Raw genomic sequence first — 18,774 nt, 5'->3', positions numbered from 1 at the left:
GACACTCGCAGGAGCAGTGGGGTCGTGCATTTTGCGTAGGTAAAGGAGGAGGCCCCGTAGGGGCCGGGGGACACGCAGCAAAATGTGCGGCCCCGCTGCTCCGAAGCGCGCACCAAAACAAAAACTCAGTAGGGGTTCTTAAACCCGAGTCGCGCCATGATCTCCGTCTCGCGCAACTCCATCACTTCCGCATCCTCATCCAACTCATGGTCCCAGCCCTGCGCATGCAAGGTGCCATGGACGATCATGTGGGCGTAGTGTTCTTCCAGCGTCTTCTTCTGCTCCTTGGCTTCCTTGGCAATCACTGGCGCGCACAGCACCAGATCGGCGGTCACCACGGGCTCTTGCGTGTAGTCAAAGGTCAGTACATTGGTGGCGTAATCCTTCTGGCGGTACTCGCGGTTCAGCGTCTGGCCCTCTTCGGCGTCGACGATGCGTACCGTGATTTCACCGTCCACCTCCAGCGTGTTGCGGATCCAGCGGATCACCTTGTGGCGCTTGAGCGCGGCGCGGTGTTTGTCGGCGTCTTTGAGTTTGCCAAATTGCAGGGAAAGAGAGAGTTCGGGCAGCATCAACGGGCCTTGGCAGAAGTGGTTTTGGGAGAGCGGGTTTTGGGCAGGCCCACGCGGGGCAGTTCCACCTCGGGGTCGGGAATGGCGATGCGTGGCAGGTCTTCCAGGCGTGCCGCATCGTAGGCGTCCACAATGCGGGCCACCAGCGGGTGGCGCACGATGTCGGCGCTGGTCAGGCGGGTGATGGCAATGCCCGGCGTGCGGCGCAGGATGCGCTCGGCGTCCACCAGGCCGCTGAGCTGGGTTTTGGGCAGGTCAATCTGGCTCACGTCGCCCGTGATGACGGTCTTGGTGCCAAAGCCCACGCGTGTGAGGAACATCTTCATCTGCTCGGGCGTGGTGTTCTGCGCCTCGTCCAGAATCACAAACGCGTTGTTCAGCGTGCGCCCGCGCATAAAGGCCAGCGGGGCAATTTCCAGCTGCTGGCGCTCAAAGGCCTTGTGCACCTGGTCGTAGCCCATCAGGTCGTAGAGCGCGTCATACAGCGGGCGCAGGTAGGGGTCCACCTTCTGGTTCAGATCGCCAGGCAAAAAGCCTAAGCGCTCCCCGGCTTCCACGGCGGGGCGCGTCAACACAATACGTTGCACGGCACTGCGCTGCAACGCATCCACGGCGGCGGCCACGGCCAAATACGTTTTGCCGGTACCGGCGGGGCCAATGCCGAAGGTGATGTCGAACTCGGCGATGTTGTCCAGGTACACGGCCTGGTTCTGGCTGCGCGGTTTCAGGTCGGCGCGACGGGTGGACAGCGTGGGGCCATCGGCGTCCGCGCCACCGTCGCCGCTGAGCATGAGCTGCACGGTGGAGGCGGCAATCGGGCGGCCGGCAATTTCGTACAGCGCCTGCAGCATCTCCATGGCACGCTGGGCTTGGGCTTTGGCGCCTTCCACCTTGAACTGCTCGTGGCGGTGGGCAATGCGCACCTCCAGTTCGCGCTCGATGGTGCGCAGGTGTTCGTCGGTCGGGCCACACAGGTGCGAGAGGCGGCTGTTGTTCAGCGGGGTGAAGATGTGTTTGAGAATCAAGCTGATAATCCGGCAGGGCTAGGGGGGCGCCAAGGCTGGCGTTACCCTGCATTGTCCCCAATGTTCGGCCGCCAGGCCACACCTCCCGCTACAACCCCAGGCAAAAGACCATGATCGGCAAACTCTCAGGCACCCTCAGCGACAAAAACCCCCCGCAGGTCATCGTGGACTGTGGCGGTGTGGGTTACGAGGTGCAGGTGCCCATGAGCACCTTCTACAACCTGCCGGCCGAAGGCCAGAAGGTGAGCCTGCTGACCCATTTTGTGGTGCGTGAGGATGCGCAAATCCTCTACGGTTTTGGCTCCGCCAAAGAGCGCGAGGCCTTCCGTGAACTCATCAAAATTTCGGGCGTGGGCCCGCGCACGGCGCTGTCGGTGCTGTCGGGCATGGACGTGGGCGACCTGGCCCAGGCGGTGACGCTGCAGGAGGCCGGGCGCCTGGTCAAGGTGCCGGGCATTGGCAAGAAGACCGCCGAACGCCTGCTGCTGGAACTCAAGGGCAAGCTGGGCGCCGACATGGGCGCACCGCTGGGCGGCGCCAGCGATGCGCAGAACGACATCTTGCAAGCGCTGCTGGCCCTGGGCTACAGCGACAAGGAAGCCGCCGCCGCCCTCAAGGCGCTGCCCAAGGATGTGGGCGTGAGCGACGGTATCAAGCTGGCCCTCAAGGCATTGGCAAAATAGGCCTCTAGCGCCCGTGGATATTGCGCAAGAAGCTACTGAATTTATAGCAAGTCACTGCGCCTCGCGCACCGGACGGCCGTTCAGGGCTTGCACCGGGCGCGCATTGTTGGGGTAGAGCTGGGTGAAGAGTTTGAGCTGGCTGCGGCTCAGTGAGGTGGGCTGTTTGAGCACCATCCACAACACGCCCTCGGAACAGGGCGGCGTGGTCAGCGAGCCCATGAACTGGTAGTAGCGCTGGTCGGCCGGCAGCAGTTCGTTGAGGTTGAGCAACTCGCGCGGCATGCGCACGCGGTCGCCTGCGTCCAGCGGCATATAGGTCCACACCTTGTCCACCATGGGGTTGGCCTCGCCGGGCTGCAGCAGTACGGCCACCACCGCCAGCTGGCCCTCGTCGCTCTTGTGCACCAGGTGCGCCACCATGGCGGCACGCTGCCCGTTGATTTGTTCCTCGGACGGTGAATGGAAGTGGAACTGCAACAGCTGGTAGCGTGCGCCCCGCACAGTGATGCTGTTTTCGCCCTGCACATCCACCTGGATGGTGTGGCCGTTGTTGATCACCGTGCCATTGCTGGGTGCATAGTTGAACTTCACCGGTTCGGCCGGCCCCTGCAAGGTGTTGCCGTCTTCGATGTTGATAGGAGACTGGCGTTTGCCCAGGGCGCAGACGTTGAAGTCGGGTTTGAGCTTGCCCCAGGCCTGCGGGCCGGCTTCGCCCTCGTACGACCAGTGCACGTCGCCACCATGGGCGTCCGCCGCATGCGCAGCCGGTGCCATCTGTACGGTCTGGCCGTGGCCCACCAGGGCGGCGGCGCGGGCTTGGGCGCTGGTGGTGTGTGTGCTCCTGGTGCTCACGGGCGCCGGTGTGCCGTTGCCCGCCGCTTTGCCGCTGACCACGATGGTGAGTTTCTTCTTACCTGGCACCGCAGTACCCAGCGCCTCACGCAGCTGGTCGCCCACTTCTTTGGGGCTGGATGCACTGGTGGCCGTGATGTCGGCTGTTGGTTTTTTGACCCCACTTTTGGGCGCTGGGGGCGGGTCGTTTGCGTTGGCCAGACCGGTCAACAGCAGCAGGGCGCAAAGAAGGGCGGGCGAACGGGGTGTACGCCGTGCCAGGCGGCGGTGCAAGGCTGGTGGGCGGAAGAGCATGGGGGCGTGGCCTTTCAGACGTGCACGGACGGGAATGGGGGCTTGGCTTTTGTATCGGCAGTTGTGGCCCGCTTCTTGAGCTGCGGCCATCGCAGGCTATAGTGGCAGCCCACCCCGCGTTTCGCCCATTTTGCAACCTACAGGCCCTTTGCGTGAGCATCCAGACCGACGATTTTGCTGTTCCCCCCTTGCCCGCTGGCACCAGCAGGGTGGTGTCTGCCGCCCCCACTTCGAGCAGCGAAGAAGCGATTGAGCGCGCCCTGCGCCCCAAGCTGCTGGACGAGTATGTGGGCCAGACCAAGGTGCGTGAGCAGTTGGAGATTTTCATTGGTGCGGCGCAAAAACGCGGCGAAGCGCTGGACCACGTGTTGCTGTTTGGCCCGCCCGGCCTGGGCAAGACCACGCTGTCCCACATCATTGCCCACGAGCTGGGTGTGAACCTGCGCCAAACCAGCGGCCCCGTGCTCGAAAAACCCAAGGACCTGGCTGCGCTGCTGACCAACCTGGAAAAGAACGACGTTCTGTTCATCGACGAAATCCACCGCCTGTCGGCCGTGGTGGAAGAAATCCTCTACCCCGCGCTGGAGGATTACAAGATCGACATCATGATCGGCGAGGGCCCCGCCGCGCGCAGCATCAAGCTGGACTTGCAGCCCTTCACCTTGGTGGGCGCCACCACGCGCGCGGGCATGCTGACCAACCCGCTGCGTGACCGTTTTGGCATCGTGGCGCGGCTGGAGTTTTATACCAACGAAGAGTTGGCCCGCATCGTCAAGCGCAGCGCAGTGCTACTGGGCGTGCCGATGGACGAAGACGGCGGCTTCGAGATCGCCCGCCGTTCGCGCGGCACCCCGCGTATTGCCAACCGCCTGTTGCGCCGCGTGCGCGACTACGCCGAAGTCAAGGGCAGCGGCACCATCACGCTGGACATGGCCAACCGCGCACTCGCCATGCTGGACGTGGACCCGCAAGGACTGGACCTGATGGACCGCAAACTGCTGGAGGCGGTGATCCACCGCTTTGACGGTGGCCCGGTAGGGCTGGACAACATTGCCGCCAGCATTGGCGAAGAGCGCGAAACCATTGAAGACGTGATCGAGCCCTACCTGATTCAGCAAGGCTACCTGCAGCGCACACCACGCGGGCGCATTGCCACGCTGGCCGCTTACCGCCACCTGGGGGTGACGGCGCCCGCCGGTCCGGCGGTGGACCTGTTGGGCGACTGAGGGCGCTACCCCCGCGTAGCCGGGGCCTGGTGCAGGCGCGCCAGCACGTGGTGCACGATCAGCAACTGCGCGGCGTAGTAGGTCAGCAAAATCCAGAACGGGGCCAGGGGTAAGGGGGTGAGGAACTTGTTGATGGCAATCAGCGAGTCGCTGAGCATGAACACACAGGCCCCCACCGCTACCCAGCGCGATGCCGCATCGCCCTGCACACTGGCCCGTGACCAGGCCTGCGCAGCCATGAGGCAGATGACGGTGACATAGGCGCCCACGGCGCCCTTGAGCACCGGGTCGCCCAGGCTGCCCCACAGCACCGCAACCATCAGTGCGCCAAAGGCCAGCAGGCCCCACAGCATCTTGCGCTGCACGAACCAGCCCACGCCCTGGCGGAACAAGGCGATGTAGAACAGGTGGGCCACCAAAAACGACGCCAGACCGGGGATGAAGTAGTCGCCCGGCAGCATGAGGAACACATCCCCACCCAGCGAAAACAGCAAGGCAGCCAGCAGCAGTGCCACGGATTTTTTATCAAATTGGCCTCTAGACCTCATGGATGCTGCGCAAGCAGCTACAAAAACCATAGCGATGATCATGACCAAGGGCTTGGTCAGCAGGTAGTAGGGCAGCAACTCCATGGCGCCCAGCGTGGCCAGGGCCGCGGCTTCCACCATCAGCACCTCCAGAGCGCTCAGGGTGTGTTGCAGGTAGCGGCCCAGCGCCCACACCCCAGCCGACAGGGCCACGCAGCCCACCGCTGCGTGGGCAAAACTCAAACCGTCTGCCACCCACAAATAGCCCGCTACGGCGCCCAGCAACACCACAAACTGCAAGCCGGCAAACCACTGCTGGCCTGTACTCAGCACCGGGTTGAAGGTCTGCACCTGCGCCAGCGTGAAGGCGGGCTTAGGGTGGGCGGCAGCCAAGTCCGCAGGCTGCCAGCCCGGTGGTTTGAACCACACGCGCAACTTGTCGCTCCAGCGGCGGGTGGCCCAGCTGTCCTTGGCCAGGCCCCAGTAGACGTCGGCATTGGCCCACAGCGGGTCCCAGCTGTTGAGCGGGCCGCGCGTGCCATAGACGCAGGGCTCCTTTTCTTCGGTAAAGGTGCCAAACATGCGGTCCCACAGCACAAGAATGCCGCCGTAGTTTTTGTCGATGTACGGGTCGTTCACCGCGTGGTGCACGCGGTGGTTGCTGGGCGAGCAGAACACGCGGTCAAACCAGCCCAGCTTGCCCACCTGCTCGGTGTGCACCCAGAACTGGTAGAGCAGGTCGATAAGGGCCACGATGCCGAAGATCAACGGCGGCACACCGGCCACGGCCATCGGCAGGTAAAAGACCCAGCCGAACAAGGTGCCGCTGCTGGTCTGGCGCAGGGCGGTGGAGAGGTTGTAGTGCTGACTTTGGTGGTGCACCACATGGGCCGCCCAAAACAGCGCCACCACGTGGCCGGCGCGGTGCAGCCAGTAGTAACAAAAGTCGTAAAACACCAGGGCCAGCACCACGCCGTACCAGGTTTTCCAGAACTCCAGATCCGGGAACAGGGCCACTGCGCCAAACACCGCGGTGTAAATGCCCACGCTCAGCACCTTGGTAAGCACACCACCCACCTGGCTCAGGATGCCCAGGCTGATGCTATTGATCGCGTCGTTGAGCCGGTAGGCCTGTGTACTGGGCACGCGGGCGGTGGCGCGGCGGCTCCAAAAGAACTCCAGGGCGATCAGCAGCAGGAAAACGGGGGTGGCGAATACGATGACTTTGCTCATGCCGGCATTTTTGCCGAGCAAGCGCTTGGTGCCGAGCGGGACAACCCTAGGGCGCTGTAGAGCGGCGCTTCTAGTTTTGTCGGAAGTCACGCCACTGCGTGCGCGTAAACCAGGCGCAGACAGCACCCAGCACTGCATAAAAGGCGAGCGTGCCCCAGGCGATGTCGGGGTAGTCCCAGGCGAAGCTCAACACGGCGGTGACGCTGATCAGGCACAGCAGGCCCGAAAGTACCGCCCACACCAGGGCCAGCCCGCGCTCCACCCCTGACTTGAGATGCTCCACCGTGTCCTGGGTCTGCTGCCAGGCTTCAGCCGCATCGGCCAGCGGACTGCGGTTTTGGGCGGCCAGGGCTTCGGCCACATTGGTCTGGCTGGCCAGTGCCGCGAAGTCGCCCTGCGCGGGCCGACGCGCGCGTTTGCGCCACCAGAACACCAGGAACAGCAGCACGATCACGGCCAGGATAAGCCCTATGTAGAGCAGCTGATCCTGCCACGGGACAGAGGCTGCGTGCACCCAGTAGTGGCCCATGCCGGTACTCCGTGTCAGGTGCTGGATTCGTCCAGCGTGCTTTCGTCCAGGTGGCCGGTGTCGGCCCAGCCCACCAGGGTCAGGGCGTCGGGCGTCCAGAGCAGGCGGTTGATGGCAGCATTGCTCAGCTCCCAGGTGCGCGGGGCGTGTAACTCTTGCTGCGTGGCCAAGCGGTATAGCATGTCCATCACGCCACCATGCGCCACCAGCACGATGTGTTCGCCCAGGTGCTGGGCGGCAATCTCGTTCACGGTGCGCGAGACGCGGGCTAACAGCTGTGTGGGTGTTTCGCCACCTGGCGGTGCAAAGTGCGGGTCACGTGTTTTCCAGCGGCGCGACTCTTCGGGCCACTGCTCGGCAATGGCGGCCCAGGTCTGGCCTTCAAACGTGCCAAAGCCACGTTCCCGCAGGCCGGTGTGCAGGCGCACCGTGCGTGCGCTAGGGGTGCTGCTGTGCTGCGCAATGGCCTGGGCGGTGGTGTGGGCGCGCGACAGGTCGCTGCTGTAGATGTGGTCAATGGCTTCATCGGCCAGCGCCAGTCCCACGCGCTGCGCCTGCCAGAGGCCGCGGTTGTTGAGGCCGATGTCGAGCTGGCCCTGGATGCGGGTGTCCACGTTCCAGGCGGTTTCGCCGTGGCGTACGGCAATGATGCGGGTGGCCGCCATTCAGCGTGTGTCCCGGCCTGCTGCAGGCAGCTCCACCACCACCCGGCGCTTGGTCGGAAGGGGATAGTCCTTGAGCGCGGCCTCCAGCATGGGGGGCAGCAGGTTTAGCGTGTCGCGCCAAGGGCCCTCGAAGACGGCCGCAGTTTCATAGGCCAGTTGGCCCGTGCCGCTGTCGCGCAGCAGCAGCTGGGTGCGGTGGCGGAACCAAGGGGTCTCCACGTTCATGGTCCACGGCCACTCTTCGTACACCAGCCCATTGGCACCCACCACCAGCTTGGGGCGCGGCGGGCGGTAGTGCGGGTTGCGCATGCCGTCCACCGACACATTCACCTGCACCAGGTAGCGAGCTGCGCTGTCATTGCGCTGCAGGCCGATGTGGTCCAGCGCCTCTTGCGCCAGCGCTTCGATCTGGTCTTGGTCGGAGCTGTCCGCTTGCGAGGGCAAGCGCTCGAACCGGTAGCTCGCGCCCGTGAGAGCCGGTGCGTTGCCTACAAAACTTTGCACATCGCTGTCGATCATGCGCGGCAGCGAACAGCCCGTGAGGGCCACCGCCGCCAGCAGGAGCAGGGTGCGTTGCAGCCAGGTGGAGTGCGCCATGTGTGGCTCCTTAGAGCGTGACCACTTGCACGCCTGGCAAGCCGCTCAGGCTGGGCAGTGCGGGGGCCGGGAACTCTTCCTCGTCAAAGGCCTTGTCACCATTCTCGTCTTCCAGGCCGGTGGGGCGGATGGCCTTGAAGTCGTGTTTGGTGTGGTCCATCAGGTGCGAAGGCACCACGTTCTGCAGCGCCGTGAACATGGTCTCGGCACGGCCCGGGTACTGCTTCTCCCAGTCGCGCAGCATATTGCCAATCTGCACGCGCTGCAAGTTGGTCTGGCTGCCGCACAACGAGCAGGGAATGATGGGGAATGCACGGTGCGCGGCCCAGCGAATCAGATCCTTCTCGGCCACATAGGCCAGCGGGCGGATCACCACAAACTCGCCGTTGTCGCTGGTCAGCTTGGGCGGCATGCCCTTGAGCTTGCCGCCGAAGAACATGTTGAGGAAGAAGGTTTGCAACATGTCGTCGCGGTGGTGCCCCAGCGCGAGTTTGTTGCACTTGAGCTTGCGCGCCACGTTGTACAGAATGCCCCGGCGCAAGCGGCTGCACAGGCTGCACATGGTCTTGCCCTCGGGGATGTTCTTCTTGACGATGGAGTAGGTGTCCTGCGTCTCGATATGGAACTCCACACCCAGCTTGGCCAGGTACTCGGGCAGGATGTGGTCAGGGAAGCCGGGCTGCTTCTGGTCCAGGTTGACCGCCACGATCTCGAAGCTGATGGGCGCGCGCTGCTGCATCTTGAGCAGGATGTCGAGCATGCCGTAGCTGTCCTTGCCGCCGGACATACACACCATCACACGGTCGCCTTCCTCAATCATGTTGAAGTCCATGATGGCCTGGCCCACCTGGCGGCACAGGCGTTTTTCCAACTTGTGCGTTTCGCGCTCGATTTTCAGCTCTTTGTCCCGGTTGGACGCCGCATGTGCGGCCTCTGCGGCTTCATCTTCTACCCACACTGCACTCATAGTTTTCTCCATTGCGCCATGCGCGCTTACCACTGGCCCGTCTCCATACGGATGGCCACTTCACAGTCTTCAAAAATTTCCAGCTTGGCAATCTTCACGCGCACACCCAGTACGCCGGGCAATTGCATCAGGCGGTGCGAGAGCTTGCCGATCAGCGTTTCCAGCAAGTTCACATGCTCGGCCGTGCACTCGGCGATGATGATTTGGCGCACCTTGCGGTAGTCCAGCACATGGTTGATGTCATCGTCGTGCGGCAACAGGGGCTGGGTACCCAGGCTCAGTTCGGCGTCCACCTGGATCGGCTGGGGCGCGGTTTTTTCCGATTCCAGAATGCCCAGGTTCGCGTCGAAACGCAGGCCCGTGAGGGTCAGGGTTTGGTGACCGGTGCTGGCCTTCATGTTCTCTTCACGCATTGGCGCCTTTCATGCGAAATACTTCAACGCCCACGCCCGCACAGTCGGGGTACACGTCGGGCTTTTGGGTGGACAGGCGCACGGCGCGCACCTGCGGATGGGCCAGCAACCGGGCGGCCAAATCGTCGCACAGGGTTTCCTGCAATTCCACGTGGCCTTGGGCAATGCGTGCGGCAATCACTTCGCGCACAAAGTCGTAGTCCACCACTTCGGCCAGCTTGTCGGCCTTGGGTGTGGTGCTGGCATAGGGCACAAACAACTCTACGTTGAACACCAGGCGCTGGGTCACGCCCTTCTCAAAGTCATGCGCGCCAATCTGCACCGGCACCACGTGGTCACGCAGGAACAGGCGGCGGCACTCCACGGCCAGGGTTTCAAACATACGGTCGCTCATGGCGCGGCTCCGTTGGCGGCGGGCACCATGAACATCACGTCGCGCGCCAAAGGCACCAGGTGCTGTCCGTTGTCCACGGCAATGGTCACACCGTTGATGGCGGGGTTTTGTGCCAGGAACACGCAGGTAGCAGCCACCTGGGCGGGGTCCAGCGGCGTGCGCTGCAGGTTCACCCGGGCGGCTTGGTCGAAGTTATCCTGGGTTTGCGGGCCGCTTAAAAACATCAGGCCTGGCGCTACGCCGCAGACGCGAATGGCAGGTGCCAGGGCCTGCGCCTGCAGGGCCACGGCACGCTCCAGCGCCAGTTTGGTCACGGTGTACGAGAAATAATCGGGGTTCAGGTTGAAAACCTTCTGGTCCAGCACGTGGAGGATGCTGCGCGCACCCGATGGCTCATTGGTATCGGTTTGCGCCATCAGGCTGGACAGCGACAAGGGCGCCAACAGATTCACCTCGATTTGCTGGCGCGCGCCGTCCACATCCATGGCCTGCCCGCTGTCGGGCTCAAAGCTGGAGGCGTTGTTCACCAAGCAGTGCAGTGGGCCGGATTGGGCAGCAATCTGTTGCACCATGGCGCGGCGGCTGTCTTCCTGGCCCAGGTCGGCCTGGATGGCATGGGCGGTGTAGCCCTGGGCGCGCAGCTTGGCGCACAGCGCCTCGGCCGCCTCGGCACTGCGCTGGTAGTGGCACCATACTTCCCACCCCGCCTGCGCAAACTGGGCGCACAGCAGCGCACCCAGGCGATGGGCGCCACCGGTGACGAGTACGCGTTTAAGCACCAAATAGTCCTTGAGCAGAGTGGGGGTGAGGGGGCAAGATAATCCTTGGCTTTACCAAACACGAGACCGTTGTTCATGTTCACTGCCGAAAGCATTCCGGCCAGCCTGACCCGAATTATCGCGGATGCCATCGAAAAAGCTGGCGGATGGCAGGGTTTTGACGCGTTTATGGGCCAGGCCCTCTACACGCCAGGCCTGGGTTATTACGCCAATGGCCTGTCCAAATTCGGCCAAATGCCCCAGGGCCTGCGCGGTGCCGAGGGCGTGGCGGGAGCCGGCAGCGACTTTGTTACCGCGCCTGAAATGACGCCGCTGTTTGGCCAGGCGCTGGCCCGCCAAGTGGCCCAGGTGTTGGCAGCTACGGGTACTGACGAGGTCTGGGAGTTTGGCGCGGGCACCGGCGCCTTGGCCCTGCAGCTGCTGGAGGCCCTGGGCGACCAGGTGCGCAGCTACACCATCGTGGACCTGTCCGATTCGCTCAAGGCGCGGCAGGCGCAGACGCTGACGGCCCACGCAGGCAAGGTGCGCTGGGTGAGCGCGTTGCCGGCCCAGATGCGCGGTGTGGTGGTGGGCAACGAGGTACTGGACGCTATGCCGGTGCAGCTGCTGGTGCGCAAAAGCGGCGTCTGGTTTGAGCGCGGCGTGGTGGTGGAGCAGGGCGCTTTGCAGTGGGGTGACCGGCCTACCGCGCTGCGGCCACCGGTCGAGATCGAGGGCGAGCACGACTACCTGACCGAGATTCACCCCCAGGGCGAGGCCTTTGTGCGCACGTTGGCGGACCGCCTGGTGCTGGGTGCTGCCCTGTTGCTGGACTATGGATTCCCGGAGAGTGAGTACTACCACGTGCAGCGCCACATGGGCACCGTGATGTGCCACCAAGCGCACCGCAGCGACCCGGACCCGCTGCAGGCCGTGGGCCTGAAGGACATCACCGCCCACGTCAATTTCACCGGCATCGCCTTGGCCGCGCAGGACGCGGGGCTGGACGTGCTGGGCTACACCAGCCAGGCCCACCTCCTGATCAACTGCGGCTTGGTGGAGGCCATGCAAGATGCGCCGCTACCGGAGCGCGTGGCGGCACAAAAGCTGATTCTGGAGCACGAAATGGGCGAGTTTTTCAAGGCCATCGCCCTGGGGCGTGGCGTTGACGCACCCTTGCTGGGCTTTGCACGCGGCGACCGGACCCACCGCCTGTAGGGTCTACGCCCGGCTCAGCACTGCGTGTGCCGGTACTGCTGCCAGCAGAGTTCGCGGATGCGTTGCTGGTCTGCCGCCAGCCGCCGCTGCGCCTCGTAGACGCGCTGGCGCTCTTCAGACTTGGCTTCGTACTCCTTGCGCTGCTTGTCTCTCTGCGCGGTGTCCGCCAGGCGTTGCATGTCCCGCTGCGCTTGCGACTCCGCCTGCATGGCACTGCGCAGGCTGCTCGATGCATCAGCGGCCATTTGCCGTTCACGCGCCTTGTCGTCGGCCTGCTGACGGGCCAGACGTTCCTCCGTCCGCTTGCGCTCTGCGTCTTCGCGCGCTTGGGCCTCTGCGGCCAGCTTTTTCTCTTCGACCACGGCCGCCTCGTGCGCTGCTCGGGCCTTGTCGCGCGCATGGGACATGTAGCCGCCTATGGCGAACATGGACAGCACGAGCAAGGCCCCGACATACAAGAAATTGGTGTACCAAGGCGGAGGCACTTCTTCCATGGCGATTTTGGGTGTTGTCCGCGGACGGTTGACATAGCTCAGCAGCTTGCGGTCATGGGCCGCGCGCATGTGGCTGTCAGACAAGATTTTGTGGGCTTCCCGGATGGCCAGTACTCGGGTAACGGCTTCGCTGTCCTGGGCCAGCTTGGCGTGGTTGTAGTGGTGCAGCGCTTTTTGGAGCGCTTGGTTAATTTCCTCCGGCGTGGCGTTGCCGGGAACACCCAGGACGTTGTATGCAGAATCCATGTCGCGGCTCCCCTGGCCGGTATTGTTTGTTTTATCGTGGCCAAATCATATACATGTAACAAGCCGTACACGGCGGCGCCGTAACGGCACGGTAACGCGCCCCCTTGCTTGCAAGTTAGTATCGGCCGCGAGTTTTAAGGAATGTTTAATCATGACGACCACCCACCGCACAGAGACCATTGAACGCACGCTCCGCCCCTGGGGCTGGTACGAGACCGTGTCGGAGGTGGCGGGCAACAAGATCAAACGCATCGGCGTACTGCCAGGCCAGCAGCTGAGCTTGCAAAAGCACCACCAGCGCGCAGAACACTGGGTGGTGACCCAGGGCACCGCCCGCATCACGCTGGATGACAAGGTGTTTGACCTGACCCAAGGCCAGCACTGCGACATCGCCGTGGGGCAGGTGCACCGCCTGGCCAACCTGACTACCGAGCCGGTGGAAATTGTGGAGGTGCAGTTTGGCGCCTACCTGGGCGAAGATGACATCGTGCGCTTGCAAGACGACTACGGTCGCCAGTAATTGAGGAACCCAAGCACCATGGCAACGACAACTTCAACTCCTTTTGTTCAACTGCCCGCGGGCTGCCCACCGGTGGCCTGTGTGGACATTGGCGGCACCAAAGTGGCCGTGAACATGGCCGACGCCCAAGGCGTGCGCGGCAAAGTATCGGAACCCACAGCCAAGGTGGGTAACAACGACGCGTTGGCGCAGCAAATCATCCGCCTGATTGGCGAGAGCTGTGCTTTGGCCGGCATTGCGGTGGCCGACATTTCTGCGGTGGGTGTGGCCACCTGCGGCCCGTTTGTCATCAATCAGGGCATGGTCGAGCTGGCTGGCCCCAACATTTGCGGCGGCTTGGCCGGCAAGGCCCGTGGCCTGCCCAACGACTGGACCACGGCCCTGCTGGAAGCCCCGCTGAAGGCGGTTTTCCCAAATGTGCGGGTGGAAAACGACGGCGTGGGAGCGTTGGAGGCGGAGCGCCGCTGGGGCGCCCTGCAGGGACAAGACAACTGTGCCTACGTGACCTGGAGCACCGGCATTGGCATGGGCCTGTGCGTGGACGGCCATATTTTGCGTGGCAAAAACGGCAACGCAGGGCACGCGGGCCACACCTTTGTGAGCACCAACGATGACGCCCTGTGCGGCTGCGGCTTGGTGGGCGATGTGGAGGGGCTGGTGGCGGGTAACGCCATCCCGCGCCGTTTTGGCAAAGACGGGTTTGCCGACGCTGCTACGCTTTTTATAGCTGCTCGCGCAGGTGATGCGGGCGCTGTGGCCATTGTGGATGGTCTTTGTGACGTGATGGGTCGTACCCTCTTCAACATGGTGGCGACGCTGGATTTGCAGCGCATTAGTGTGGGCGGCAGTGTGTTCTGGCACAACCGCGACTACTTGCTACCCAAGCTGCAGGCCTACCTGCAGGGCAAGCTGCCGGCGCTGACCCAAGGCGTGGAGATCGTGCCCGCTGGCCTGGGCGAGCAGGTGGGCGACTACGCCGCCTTGGCCCTTGTGGTGCCCTGATTTTGATCAATTGAATTGATTTAAGTCGCCCTAGGGAAACTCCTAGTAGTTCAATGTTGAAAATTAATGAAAAATTAATTAATTCGAATTGGCATGGTGCTGGTCCGAATTCAACGTTGCTTTGGGCCCCACAAGGGGTCACGAAGACAAAACTTTTTTGGAGACAAGATGTTGAAGCTTTCTAAACTCGCCACCGCTGTGGCACTCGTGGTTGCTGGTTCGGCCGCTGTGGCTGGTGAAGTGGAAGTCCTGCACTACTGGACATCCGGCGGCGAAGCCAAATCGGTTGCTGAGCTGAAGAAGATCATGCAAGCCAAGGGCCACGTCTGGAAAGACTTTGCCGTGGCTGGTGGTGCTGGCGACAACGCTGCCACCGTGCTGAAGAGCCGTGTGGTGAGCGGTAATCCTCCTGCTGCTGCCCAAATCAAGGGCCCAGCCATCCAGGAATGGGCTGCCGAAGGCGTGTTGGCCAACTTGGACACTACGGCCAAGGCCGAAAAGTGGGATGAGCTGCTGCCCAAGGTCGTGGCTGACGTGATGAAGTACAAGGGCAACTACGTGGCTGCCCCCGTGAACGTGCACCGCGTGAACTGGATGTGGGCCAACTCCGCCGTGCTGAAGAAGGCTGGCGTGACCGGCACTCCCAAAACTTGGGACGAATTTTTTGCTGCTGCTGAAAAAGTCAAAAAGGCTGGCCTGATCCCCGTGGCACACGGTGGCCAGAACTGGCAAGACTTCACCACCTTTGAGTCTGTGGCTCTGGGCGTGGGTGGTACCAAGTTCTACAACGAAGCCCTGATCAAGCTGGACCAAAAAGCGTTGACCAGCGCCACCATGACCAAGGTTCTGGAAACCTTCCGCAAGGTCAAGGGTTACACCGACGCTGCCGCTCCTGGCCGCGACTGGAACCTGGCGACTGCCATGGTGATCCAAGAGAAGGCTGCGTTCCAGTTCATGGGTGACTGGGCCAAGGGCGAGTTCTCTGCCGCTGGCAAAGTGCCTGGCAAGGACTACATCTGCGCTGCTGCTCCTGGCACCGACAAGGCTTACACCTTCAACGTGGACTCGTTCGCCATGTACAAGCTCAAGGACGCGGGTGCCCAAAAGGCCCAAGGCGATCTGGCTGCTTCCATCATGGGCACCGAGTTCCAGGAAGTGTTCAACTTGAACAAGGGTTCCATCCCTGTGCGTTTGAACATGAAGATGGACAAGTTTGACGACTGCGCCAAGACGTCCGCCAAGGACTTCGTGGACACCGCCAAGTCCGGTGGTCTGGTGCCTTCCGTGGCCCACGGCATGGCGATCAAGCCAGCTGCCGAAGGCGCGATCAAGGACGCCGTGTCCCAGTTCTGGAACGACGACAAGATCTCGGTGGCTGACGGTGTGAAGAACATCGCCAAAGCTGCTGCTACCAAGTAAGTCGTGCTGGCGCGCAAGCGCCAGTGTCTAGCCAAGCAGACGCCCCATCCCTCCACGGGGGTGGGGCTGTTTCAGATTTGGCCGTCTCTCCAAGATTGCATCCCCATGTCATTCCAATCCTCTTTGCGTTGCCTGTGGGCCGGTGCGGCCTTGTGTGCTGGTGCGAGCCTGTGGGCTGGCGAGGTGGAGGTGCTCCACTACTGGACGTCGGGCGGCGAAGCCAAGTCGGTCGTCGAGCTCAAGGGCATGATGGCCCAGCGTGGCCACACTTGGCGTGATTTCACGGTCACCGGTGGTGGCGGACAAAACGCCATGGCGGTGCTCAAGCAGCGTGTGCTGGTGGGCAATGCGCCCGCAGCGGCCAACATCAAGGGACCCGCGATTCAGGAGTGGGCTGAACTTAATGTGCTGACCAGCCTGGATGCGATGGCCTCGTTTGAGCGCTGGGATGAGGTCTTGCCCAAGGTGGTGGCAGACCAGATGAAATACAAAGGCCGTTACGTGGCGGTGCCCGTGAACGTGCACCGCGTGAACTGGCTGTGGGCCAACTCGGCCGTGCTGAAGAAGGCCGGCGTTGCAGCACTGCCCAAGACCTACGACGAATTTTTTGCCGCTGCCGACAAGATCAAGGCAGCCGGCTTTGTGGCCGTGGCCCATGGTGGCCAGGACTGGCAAGACTTCACGGTGTTTGAATCCGTGGTGCTGGGCGTGGGTGGCCCCGCGTTTTACGACAAGGCCCTGGTCAAGCTGGACCGCGCGGCCTTGAACAGCGACGAAATGAAGAAATCCCTGGAAGTGTTTCGCCGCATCAAGGCGTACACCGACGACAAGTCGCTGGGGCGCGACTGGAACGTGACCACTGAAATGGTGATCAACGGCAAGGCCGGTTTTCAGTTCATGGGCGACTGGGCCAAAGGTGAGTTTTTGGCCGCCGGCCAAACCCCTGGCAAAGACTTCACCTGCTCGGCCGCGCCGGGGACCGACAAGGCCTACACCTTTAACGTGGACTCGTTTGCCATGTTCCAGCTCAAGGGCTGGGAAGCACAAAAGGCCCAGGGCTACCTGGCCTATCTGCTCATGGGCAAGGACTTCCAGGAGAAGTTCAACCTGCGCAAGGGCTCCATCCCGGTGCGCCTGGGCATGCCCATGGACAAGTTTGACGAATGTGCCAAAACCTCCAGCAAGGACTTTGTGGCCACCTCTGCCAGCGGTACGCTGGTGCCCTCGGTGGCCCACGGCATGGCGCTGTCCTCGTCGCAGCAAGCCACCATGCGGACTGTGGTGTCCGAGTTCTGGAACAACGATAAATTGACAGTGGCCGAAACTCTGTCCAAGCTGTTGGCGGTAAGCGCCCCCAAACAGAAATAAAGCTTATGAAAACCCTTGAAAACATCCTACCCAAGCTGGTGATCGCCCCGGGCTTTGTGCTCGGCTTCGCCTTCATCTATGGCTTCATGATCTGGAACGGCGTGCTCTCCGTCACCGGCTCGCGCATGCTGCCCAACTACGAAGAATTTGTCGGGCTGGAGCAGTACGTGCGCCTGTGGGAAATGGACCGCTGGTACGTGGCGCTCAAGAACCTGGGCTTGTTCAGCGTGTTGTACGTGGGTGGCTCCATGATTTTGGGCATGGGCCTGGCGATTTTTCTGGACCAGAAAATCCGCTTCGAAGGCGTGCTGCGCACGGTTTACCTGTACCCCATGGCGCTTTCGTTCATCGTGACCGGCACCGCCTGGAAATGGATTTTGAACCCCAGTCTGGGGCTGGAAAAACTCATGCACGATCTCGGCTGGGCCAGCTTCAGTTTTGACTGGCTGGTGCAGTCCGATACCGCCATCTACTGCGTGGTGATTGCCGGTATCTGGCAGTCCGCCGGGTTTGCCATGGCCTTGTCCTTGGCCGGCCTGCGTGGCATTGACGACAGCATCATCAAAGCCGCTCAGATCGACGGCGCATCACTCCCCCGCATCTACTGGCGCATCATTTTGCCCATCCTGCGCCCCGTGGTGTTCTCCACCGTGCTGGTGCTGTCGCACCTGTCCATCAAGAGTTTTGACTTGGTCATGGCGCTGACCTCCGGCGGCCCGGGCTTCTCGTCGGACGTGCCCGCCACCTTCATGTACACCATGAGCTTCACCCGTGGCCAGATTGGTCTGGGCGCCGCCAGCGCGACCATGATGCTGGCCTTTGTGGCCGCCCTCGTCGTGCCCTATCTGTACAGCGAATTGCGCTCCAAGCCGCACGACCGTTAATTCACGACCGTCACACCACGATCGCAAACTTATGTTGTCCAAAAACCTCCCCCGCATCCTGATCTACGGCGTTCTGCTGATCGCCGCCTTCTTCTTCCTGGCGCCGCTCTACGTGATGCTCGCCACGTCCTTCAAGGACGCCGAGCAAATCCGCTCGGGCAACCTGCTGAGCCTGCCGCATGGCCTGAACTTCGAATCCTGGAAGCTGGCCTGGTCCTCCGCCTGTACCGGGGTGGACTGCCGCGGCCTGCAGCCCTACTTTGTCAACTCCGTCATCATGGCCGTGCCGGCCGTGATCATCTCCACCGCCTGGGGTGCCATCAACGGCTACGTGCTGAGCATGTGGAAGTTCAAGGGCAGTGAAGTGCTGTTCGGTTTCATGCTGTTTGGCGTGTTCATGCCCTTCCAGGTGGTGCTCTTGCCCATGAGCCAGGTGCTCGGTTTCCTGGGCCTGTCCAGCTCGCTCGGTGGTCTGGTGATGGTGCACTGCATTGCAGGTTTGGCCGGCACCACGCTGTTCTTCCGCAACTACTACACCGCCATTCCCAAAGAGCTGGTGAATGCGGCGCGTATTGACGGTGCGGGTTTTTGGCGCATCTTCTTCCGCATCGTGGTGCCCATGTCCACCCCGATCTTGATGGTGACCCTGATCTGGCAGTTCACCAACATCTGGAACGACTTCCTGTTTGGCGTCGCCTTCAGTGGCGCCGACAGCAAACCCATCACCGTGGGCCTGAACAACATGGCCAACACCTCCAGCAGTGTCAAAAGCTACAACGTCGACATGGCCGCAGCCGTGATTGCCGGTCTCCCCACCATGCTGGTCTATGTACTCGCAGGTCAATATTTTGTGAAAGGTCTCACCGCCGGCGCGGTGAAAGGATAAAA

Annotated in this window: 21 protein-coding genes; 9 read left to right on the top strand and 12 right to left on the bottom strand. The window is 62.5% G+C overall.

The annotated features are described in order from the left end of the window. Positions 1 to 125: 125 nt before the first annotated feature. Together ybeY and C5F53_RS10515 are read right to left on the bottom strand one after the other, a co-directional pair. Positions 126 to 572 (bottom strand): rRNA maturation RNase YbeY, encoded by a 447-nt coding sequence (gene ybeY, locus C5F53_RS10520; RefSeq protein WP_370446722.1) that lies wholly within the window; start codon positions 570 to 572, stop codon positions 126 to 128. Continuing rightward, positions 572 to 1,597: a PhoH family protein gene (locus C5F53_RS10515; protein WP_105261322.1), complete on the bottom strand. Its 1,026-nt coding sequence runs from the start codon at positions 1,595 to 1,597 to the stop codon at positions 572 to 574. Before C5F53_RS10515 ends, ybeY begins: the two co-directional genes overlap by 1 nt. A 110-nt stretch (positions 1,598 to 1,707) precedes the next feature. Between C5F53_RS10515 and ruvA the strand changes: the two genes are divergently transcribed. After that, a complete protein-coding gene (gene ruvA / locus C5F53_RS10510; protein WP_105261321.1) occupies positions 1,708 to 2,280 on the top strand; it encodes a Holliday junction branch migration protein RuvA in 573 nt (190 codons plus the stop codon). Between the two features lie 51 nt (positions 2,281 to 2,331). Here the strand turns inward: ruvA and C5F53_RS10505 are convergent, their stop codons facing one another. Further along, positions 2,332 to 3,426 (bottom strand): carbonic anhydrase, encoded by a 1,095-nt coding sequence (locus C5F53_RS10505; protein WP_161499922.1) that lies wholly within the window; start codon positions 3,424 to 3,426, stop codon positions 2,332 to 2,334. Positions 3,427 to 3,578: 152 nt separating this feature from the next. On the opposite strand from C5F53_RS10505, the gene ruvB reads away from it, so the two are divergent. After that, positions 3,579 to 4,652 carry a Holliday junction branch migration DNA helicase RuvB gene (ruvB, locus tag C5F53_RS10500; RefSeq protein WP_105261319.1) on the top strand — a complete coding sequence of 358 codons (1,074 nt, stop codon included), beginning with the start codon at positions 3,579 to 3,581 and terminating at the stop codon, positions 4,650 to 4,652. Positions 4,653 to 4,657: 5 nt separating this feature from the next. Here ruvB and C5F53_RS10495 read toward each other — a convergent pair whose 3' ends face one another. The 8 genes from C5F53_RS10495 to C5F53_RS10460 form a co-directional block, all read right to left on the bottom strand. After that, on the bottom strand, positions 4,658 to 6,412 hold the full coding sequence (locus C5F53_RS10495; protein ID WP_105261521.1) for a lysoplasmalogenase family protein: 1,755 nt from the start codon (positions 6,410 to 6,412) through the stop codon (positions 4,658 to 4,660). Between the two features lie 70 nt (positions 6,413 to 6,482). After that, positions 6,483 to 6,941: a hypothetical protein gene (locus tag C5F53_RS10490; RefSeq protein ID WP_105261318.1), complete on the bottom strand. Its 459-nt coding sequence runs from the start codon at positions 6,939 to 6,941 to the stop codon at positions 6,483 to 6,485. Between the two features lie 14 nt (positions 6,942 to 6,955). Next, entirely contained in the window at positions 6,956 to 7,606 is a 651-nt protein-coding gene (locus C5F53_RS10485) for a histidine phosphatase family protein (RefSeq protein ID WP_105261317.1), read from the bottom strand. Next, complete coding sequence (locus C5F53_RS10480; protein ID WP_105261316.1) at positions 7,607 to 8,203, bottom strand: DUF4136 domain-containing protein; 597 nt, start codon at positions 8,201 to 8,203, stop codon at positions 7,607 to 7,609. 10 nt (positions 8,204 to 8,213) lie between these two features. Further along, positions 8,214 to 9,170 carry a tRNA 2-thiocytidine(32) synthetase TtcA gene (gene ttcA / locus C5F53_RS10475; RefSeq protein ID WP_105261520.1) on the bottom strand — a complete coding sequence of 319 codons (957 nt, stop codon included), beginning with the start codon at positions 9,168 to 9,170 and terminating at the stop codon, positions 8,214 to 8,216. Positions 9,171 to 9,196: 26 nt separating this feature from the next. After that, positions 9,197 to 9,568 (bottom strand): dihydroneopterin aldolase, encoded by a 372-nt coding sequence (locus C5F53_RS10470; protein WP_105261519.1) that lies wholly within the window; start codon positions 9,566 to 9,568, stop codon positions 9,197 to 9,199. 7 nt (positions 9,569 to 9,575) lie between these two features. Then, positions 9,576 to 9,977 (bottom strand): dihydroneopterin aldolase, encoded by a 402-nt coding sequence (locus tag C5F53_RS10465; protein ID WP_105261315.1) that lies wholly within the window; start codon positions 9,975 to 9,977, stop codon positions 9,576 to 9,578. Further along, entirely contained in the window at positions 9,974 to 10,756 is a 783-nt protein-coding gene (locus C5F53_RS10460; protein ID WP_201740831.1) for an SDR family NAD(P)-dependent oxidoreductase, read from the bottom strand. The genes C5F53_RS10465 and C5F53_RS10460 overlap by 4 nt, the downstream gene beginning before the upstream one ends. 75 nt (positions 10,757 to 10,831) lie before the next feature. Between C5F53_RS10460 and C5F53_RS10455 the strand changes: the two genes are divergently transcribed. Next, positions 10,832 to 11,953 carry a class I SAM-dependent methyltransferase gene (locus C5F53_RS10455; RefSeq protein WP_105261313.1) on the top strand — a complete coding sequence of 374 codons (1,122 nt, stop codon included), beginning with the start codon at positions 10,832 to 10,834 and terminating at the stop codon, positions 11,951 to 11,953. A gap of 14 nt (positions 11,954 to 11,967) precedes the next feature. Here C5F53_RS10455 and C5F53_RS10450 read toward each other — a convergent pair whose 3' ends face one another. After that, positions 11,968 to 12,693 (bottom strand): DnaJ domain-containing protein, encoded by a 726-nt coding sequence (locus tag C5F53_RS10450; RefSeq protein WP_105261312.1) that lies wholly within the window; start codon positions 12,691 to 12,693, stop codon positions 11,968 to 11,970. 151 nt (positions 12,694 to 12,844) lie between these two features. On the opposite strand from C5F53_RS10450, the gene C5F53_RS10445 reads away from it, so the two are divergent. The 6 genes from C5F53_RS10445 (at position 12,845) to C5F53_RS10420 (ending at position 18,772) form a co-directional block, all read left to right on the top strand. After that, complete coding sequence (locus C5F53_RS10445; protein ID WP_094477259.1) at positions 12,845 to 13,213, top strand: phosphomannose isomerase type II C-terminal cupin domain; 369 nt, start codon at positions 12,845 to 12,847, stop codon at positions 13,211 to 13,213. Between the two features lie 18 nt (positions 13,214 to 13,231). Then, positions 13,232 to 14,215 carry an ROK family protein gene (locus C5F53_RS10440; protein ID WP_105261311.1) on the top strand — a complete coding sequence of 328 codons (984 nt, stop codon included), beginning with the start codon at positions 13,232 to 13,234 and terminating at the stop codon, positions 14,213 to 14,215. A gap of 168 nt (positions 14,216 to 14,383) precedes the next feature. Beyond that, the gene (locus C5F53_RS10435; RefSeq protein ID WP_105261310.1) at positions 14,384 to 15,634 is read left to right on the top strand and encodes an ABC transporter substrate-binding protein; all 1,251 of its coding nucleotides are present in this window, start codon (positions 14,384 to 14,386) and stop codon (positions 15,632 to 15,634) included. A 105-nt stretch (positions 15,635 to 15,739) separates the two neighbouring features. Then, positions 15,740 to 17,002 carry an ABC transporter substrate-binding protein gene (locus C5F53_RS10430; RefSeq protein WP_105261309.1) on the top strand — a complete coding sequence of 421 codons (1,263 nt, stop codon included), beginning with the start codon at positions 15,740 to 15,742 and terminating at the stop codon, positions 17,000 to 17,002. 5 nt (positions 17,003 to 17,007) lie between these two features. Further along, positions 17,008 to 17,886 carry a carbohydrate ABC transporter permease gene (locus tag C5F53_RS10425; RefSeq protein ID WP_094477795.1) on the top strand — a complete coding sequence of 293 codons (879 nt, stop codon included), beginning with the start codon at positions 17,008 to 17,010 and terminating at the stop codon, positions 17,884 to 17,886. 31 nt (positions 17,887 to 17,917) lie between these two features. Continuing rightward, complete coding sequence (locus C5F53_RS10420) at positions 17,918 to 18,772, top strand: carbohydrate ABC transporter permease (RefSeq protein WP_105261308.1); 855 nt, start codon at positions 17,918 to 17,920, stop codon at positions 18,770 to 18,772. Positions 18,773 to 18,774: the final 2 nt, after the last annotated feature.

The organism is Rhodoferax sp. TS-BS-61-7, assembly GCF_002943465.1.
Lineage (GTDB): Bacteria > Pseudomonadota > Gammaproteobacteria > Burkholderiales > Burkholderiaceae_C > Allorhodoferax.
The sequence above is the reverse complement of the archived record's forward strand: the minus strand, read 5'-3'. Positions and strand labels throughout refer to the sequence as shown.

Bases quoted from the DNA above. Each gene is read 5' to 3' on its own strand.
- ybeY (WP_370446722.1), bottom strand. From the start codon at position 572: ATGCTGCCCGAACTCTCTCTTTCCCTGCAATTTGGCAAACTCAAAGAC.
- ruvA (WP_105261321.1), top strand. From the start codon at position 1,708: ATGATCGGCAAACTCTCAGGCACCCTCAGCGACAAAAACCCCCCGCAG.
- C5F53_RS10505 (WP_161499922.1), bottom strand. From the start codon at position 3,426: ATGCTCTTCCGCCCACCAGCCTTGCACCGCCGCCTGGCACGGCGTACA.
- C5F53_RS10495 (WP_105261521.1), bottom strand. From the start codon at position 6,412: ATGAGCAAAGTCATCGTATTCGCCACCCCCGTTTTCCTGCTGCTGATC.
- C5F53_RS10490 (WP_105261318.1), bottom strand. From the start codon at position 6,941: ATGGGCCACTACTGGGTGCACGCAGCCTCTGTCCCGTGGCAGGATCAG.
- C5F53_RS10485 (WP_105261317.1), bottom strand. From the start codon at position 7,606: ATGGCGGCCACCCGCATCATTGCCGTACGCCACGGCGAAACCGCCTGG.
- C5F53_RS10480 (WP_105261316.1), bottom strand. From the start codon at position 8,203: ATGGCGCACTCCACCTGGCTGCAACGCACCCTGCTCCTGCTGGCGGCG.
- ttcA (WP_105261520.1), bottom strand. From the start codon at position 9,170: ATGAGTGCAGTGTGGGTAGAAGATGAAGCCGCAGAGGCCGCACATGCG.
- C5F53_RS10470 (WP_105261519.1), bottom strand. From the start codon at position 9,568: ATGAAGGCCAGCACCGGTCACCAAACCCTGACCCTCACGGGCCTGCGT.
- C5F53_RS10465 (WP_105261315.1), bottom strand. From the start codon at position 9,977: ATGAGCGACCGTATGTTTGAAACCCTGGCCGTGGAGTGCCGCCGCCTG.
- C5F53_RS10455 (WP_105261313.1), top strand. From the start codon at position 10,832: ATGTTCACTGCCGAAAGCATTCCGGCCAGCCTGACCCGAATTATCGCG.
- C5F53_RS10450 (WP_105261312.1), bottom strand. From the start codon at position 12,693: ATGGATTCTGCATACAACGTCCTGGGTGTTCCCGGCAACGCCACGCCG.
- C5F53_RS10445 (WP_094477259.1), top strand. From the start codon at position 12,845: ATGACGACCACCCACCGCACAGAGACCATTGAACGCACGCTCCGCCCC.
- C5F53_RS10440 (WP_105261311.1), top strand. From the start codon at position 13,232: ATGGCAACGACAACTTCAACTCCTTTTGTTCAACTGCCCGCGGGCTGC.
- C5F53_RS10435 (WP_105261310.1), top strand. From the start codon at position 14,384: ATGTTGAAGCTTTCTAAACTCGCCACCGCTGTGGCACTCGTGGTTGCT.
- C5F53_RS10430 (WP_105261309.1), top strand. From the start codon at position 15,740: ATGTCATTCCAATCCTCTTTGCGTTGCCTGTGGGCCGGTGCGGCCTTG.
- C5F53_RS10425 (WP_094477795.1), top strand. From the start codon at position 17,008: ATGAAAACCCTTGAAAACATCCTACCCAAGCTGGTGATCGCCCCGGGC.
- C5F53_RS10420 (WP_105261308.1), top strand. From the start codon at position 17,918: ATGTTGTCCAAAAACCTCCCCCGCATCCTGATCTACGGCGTTCTGCTG.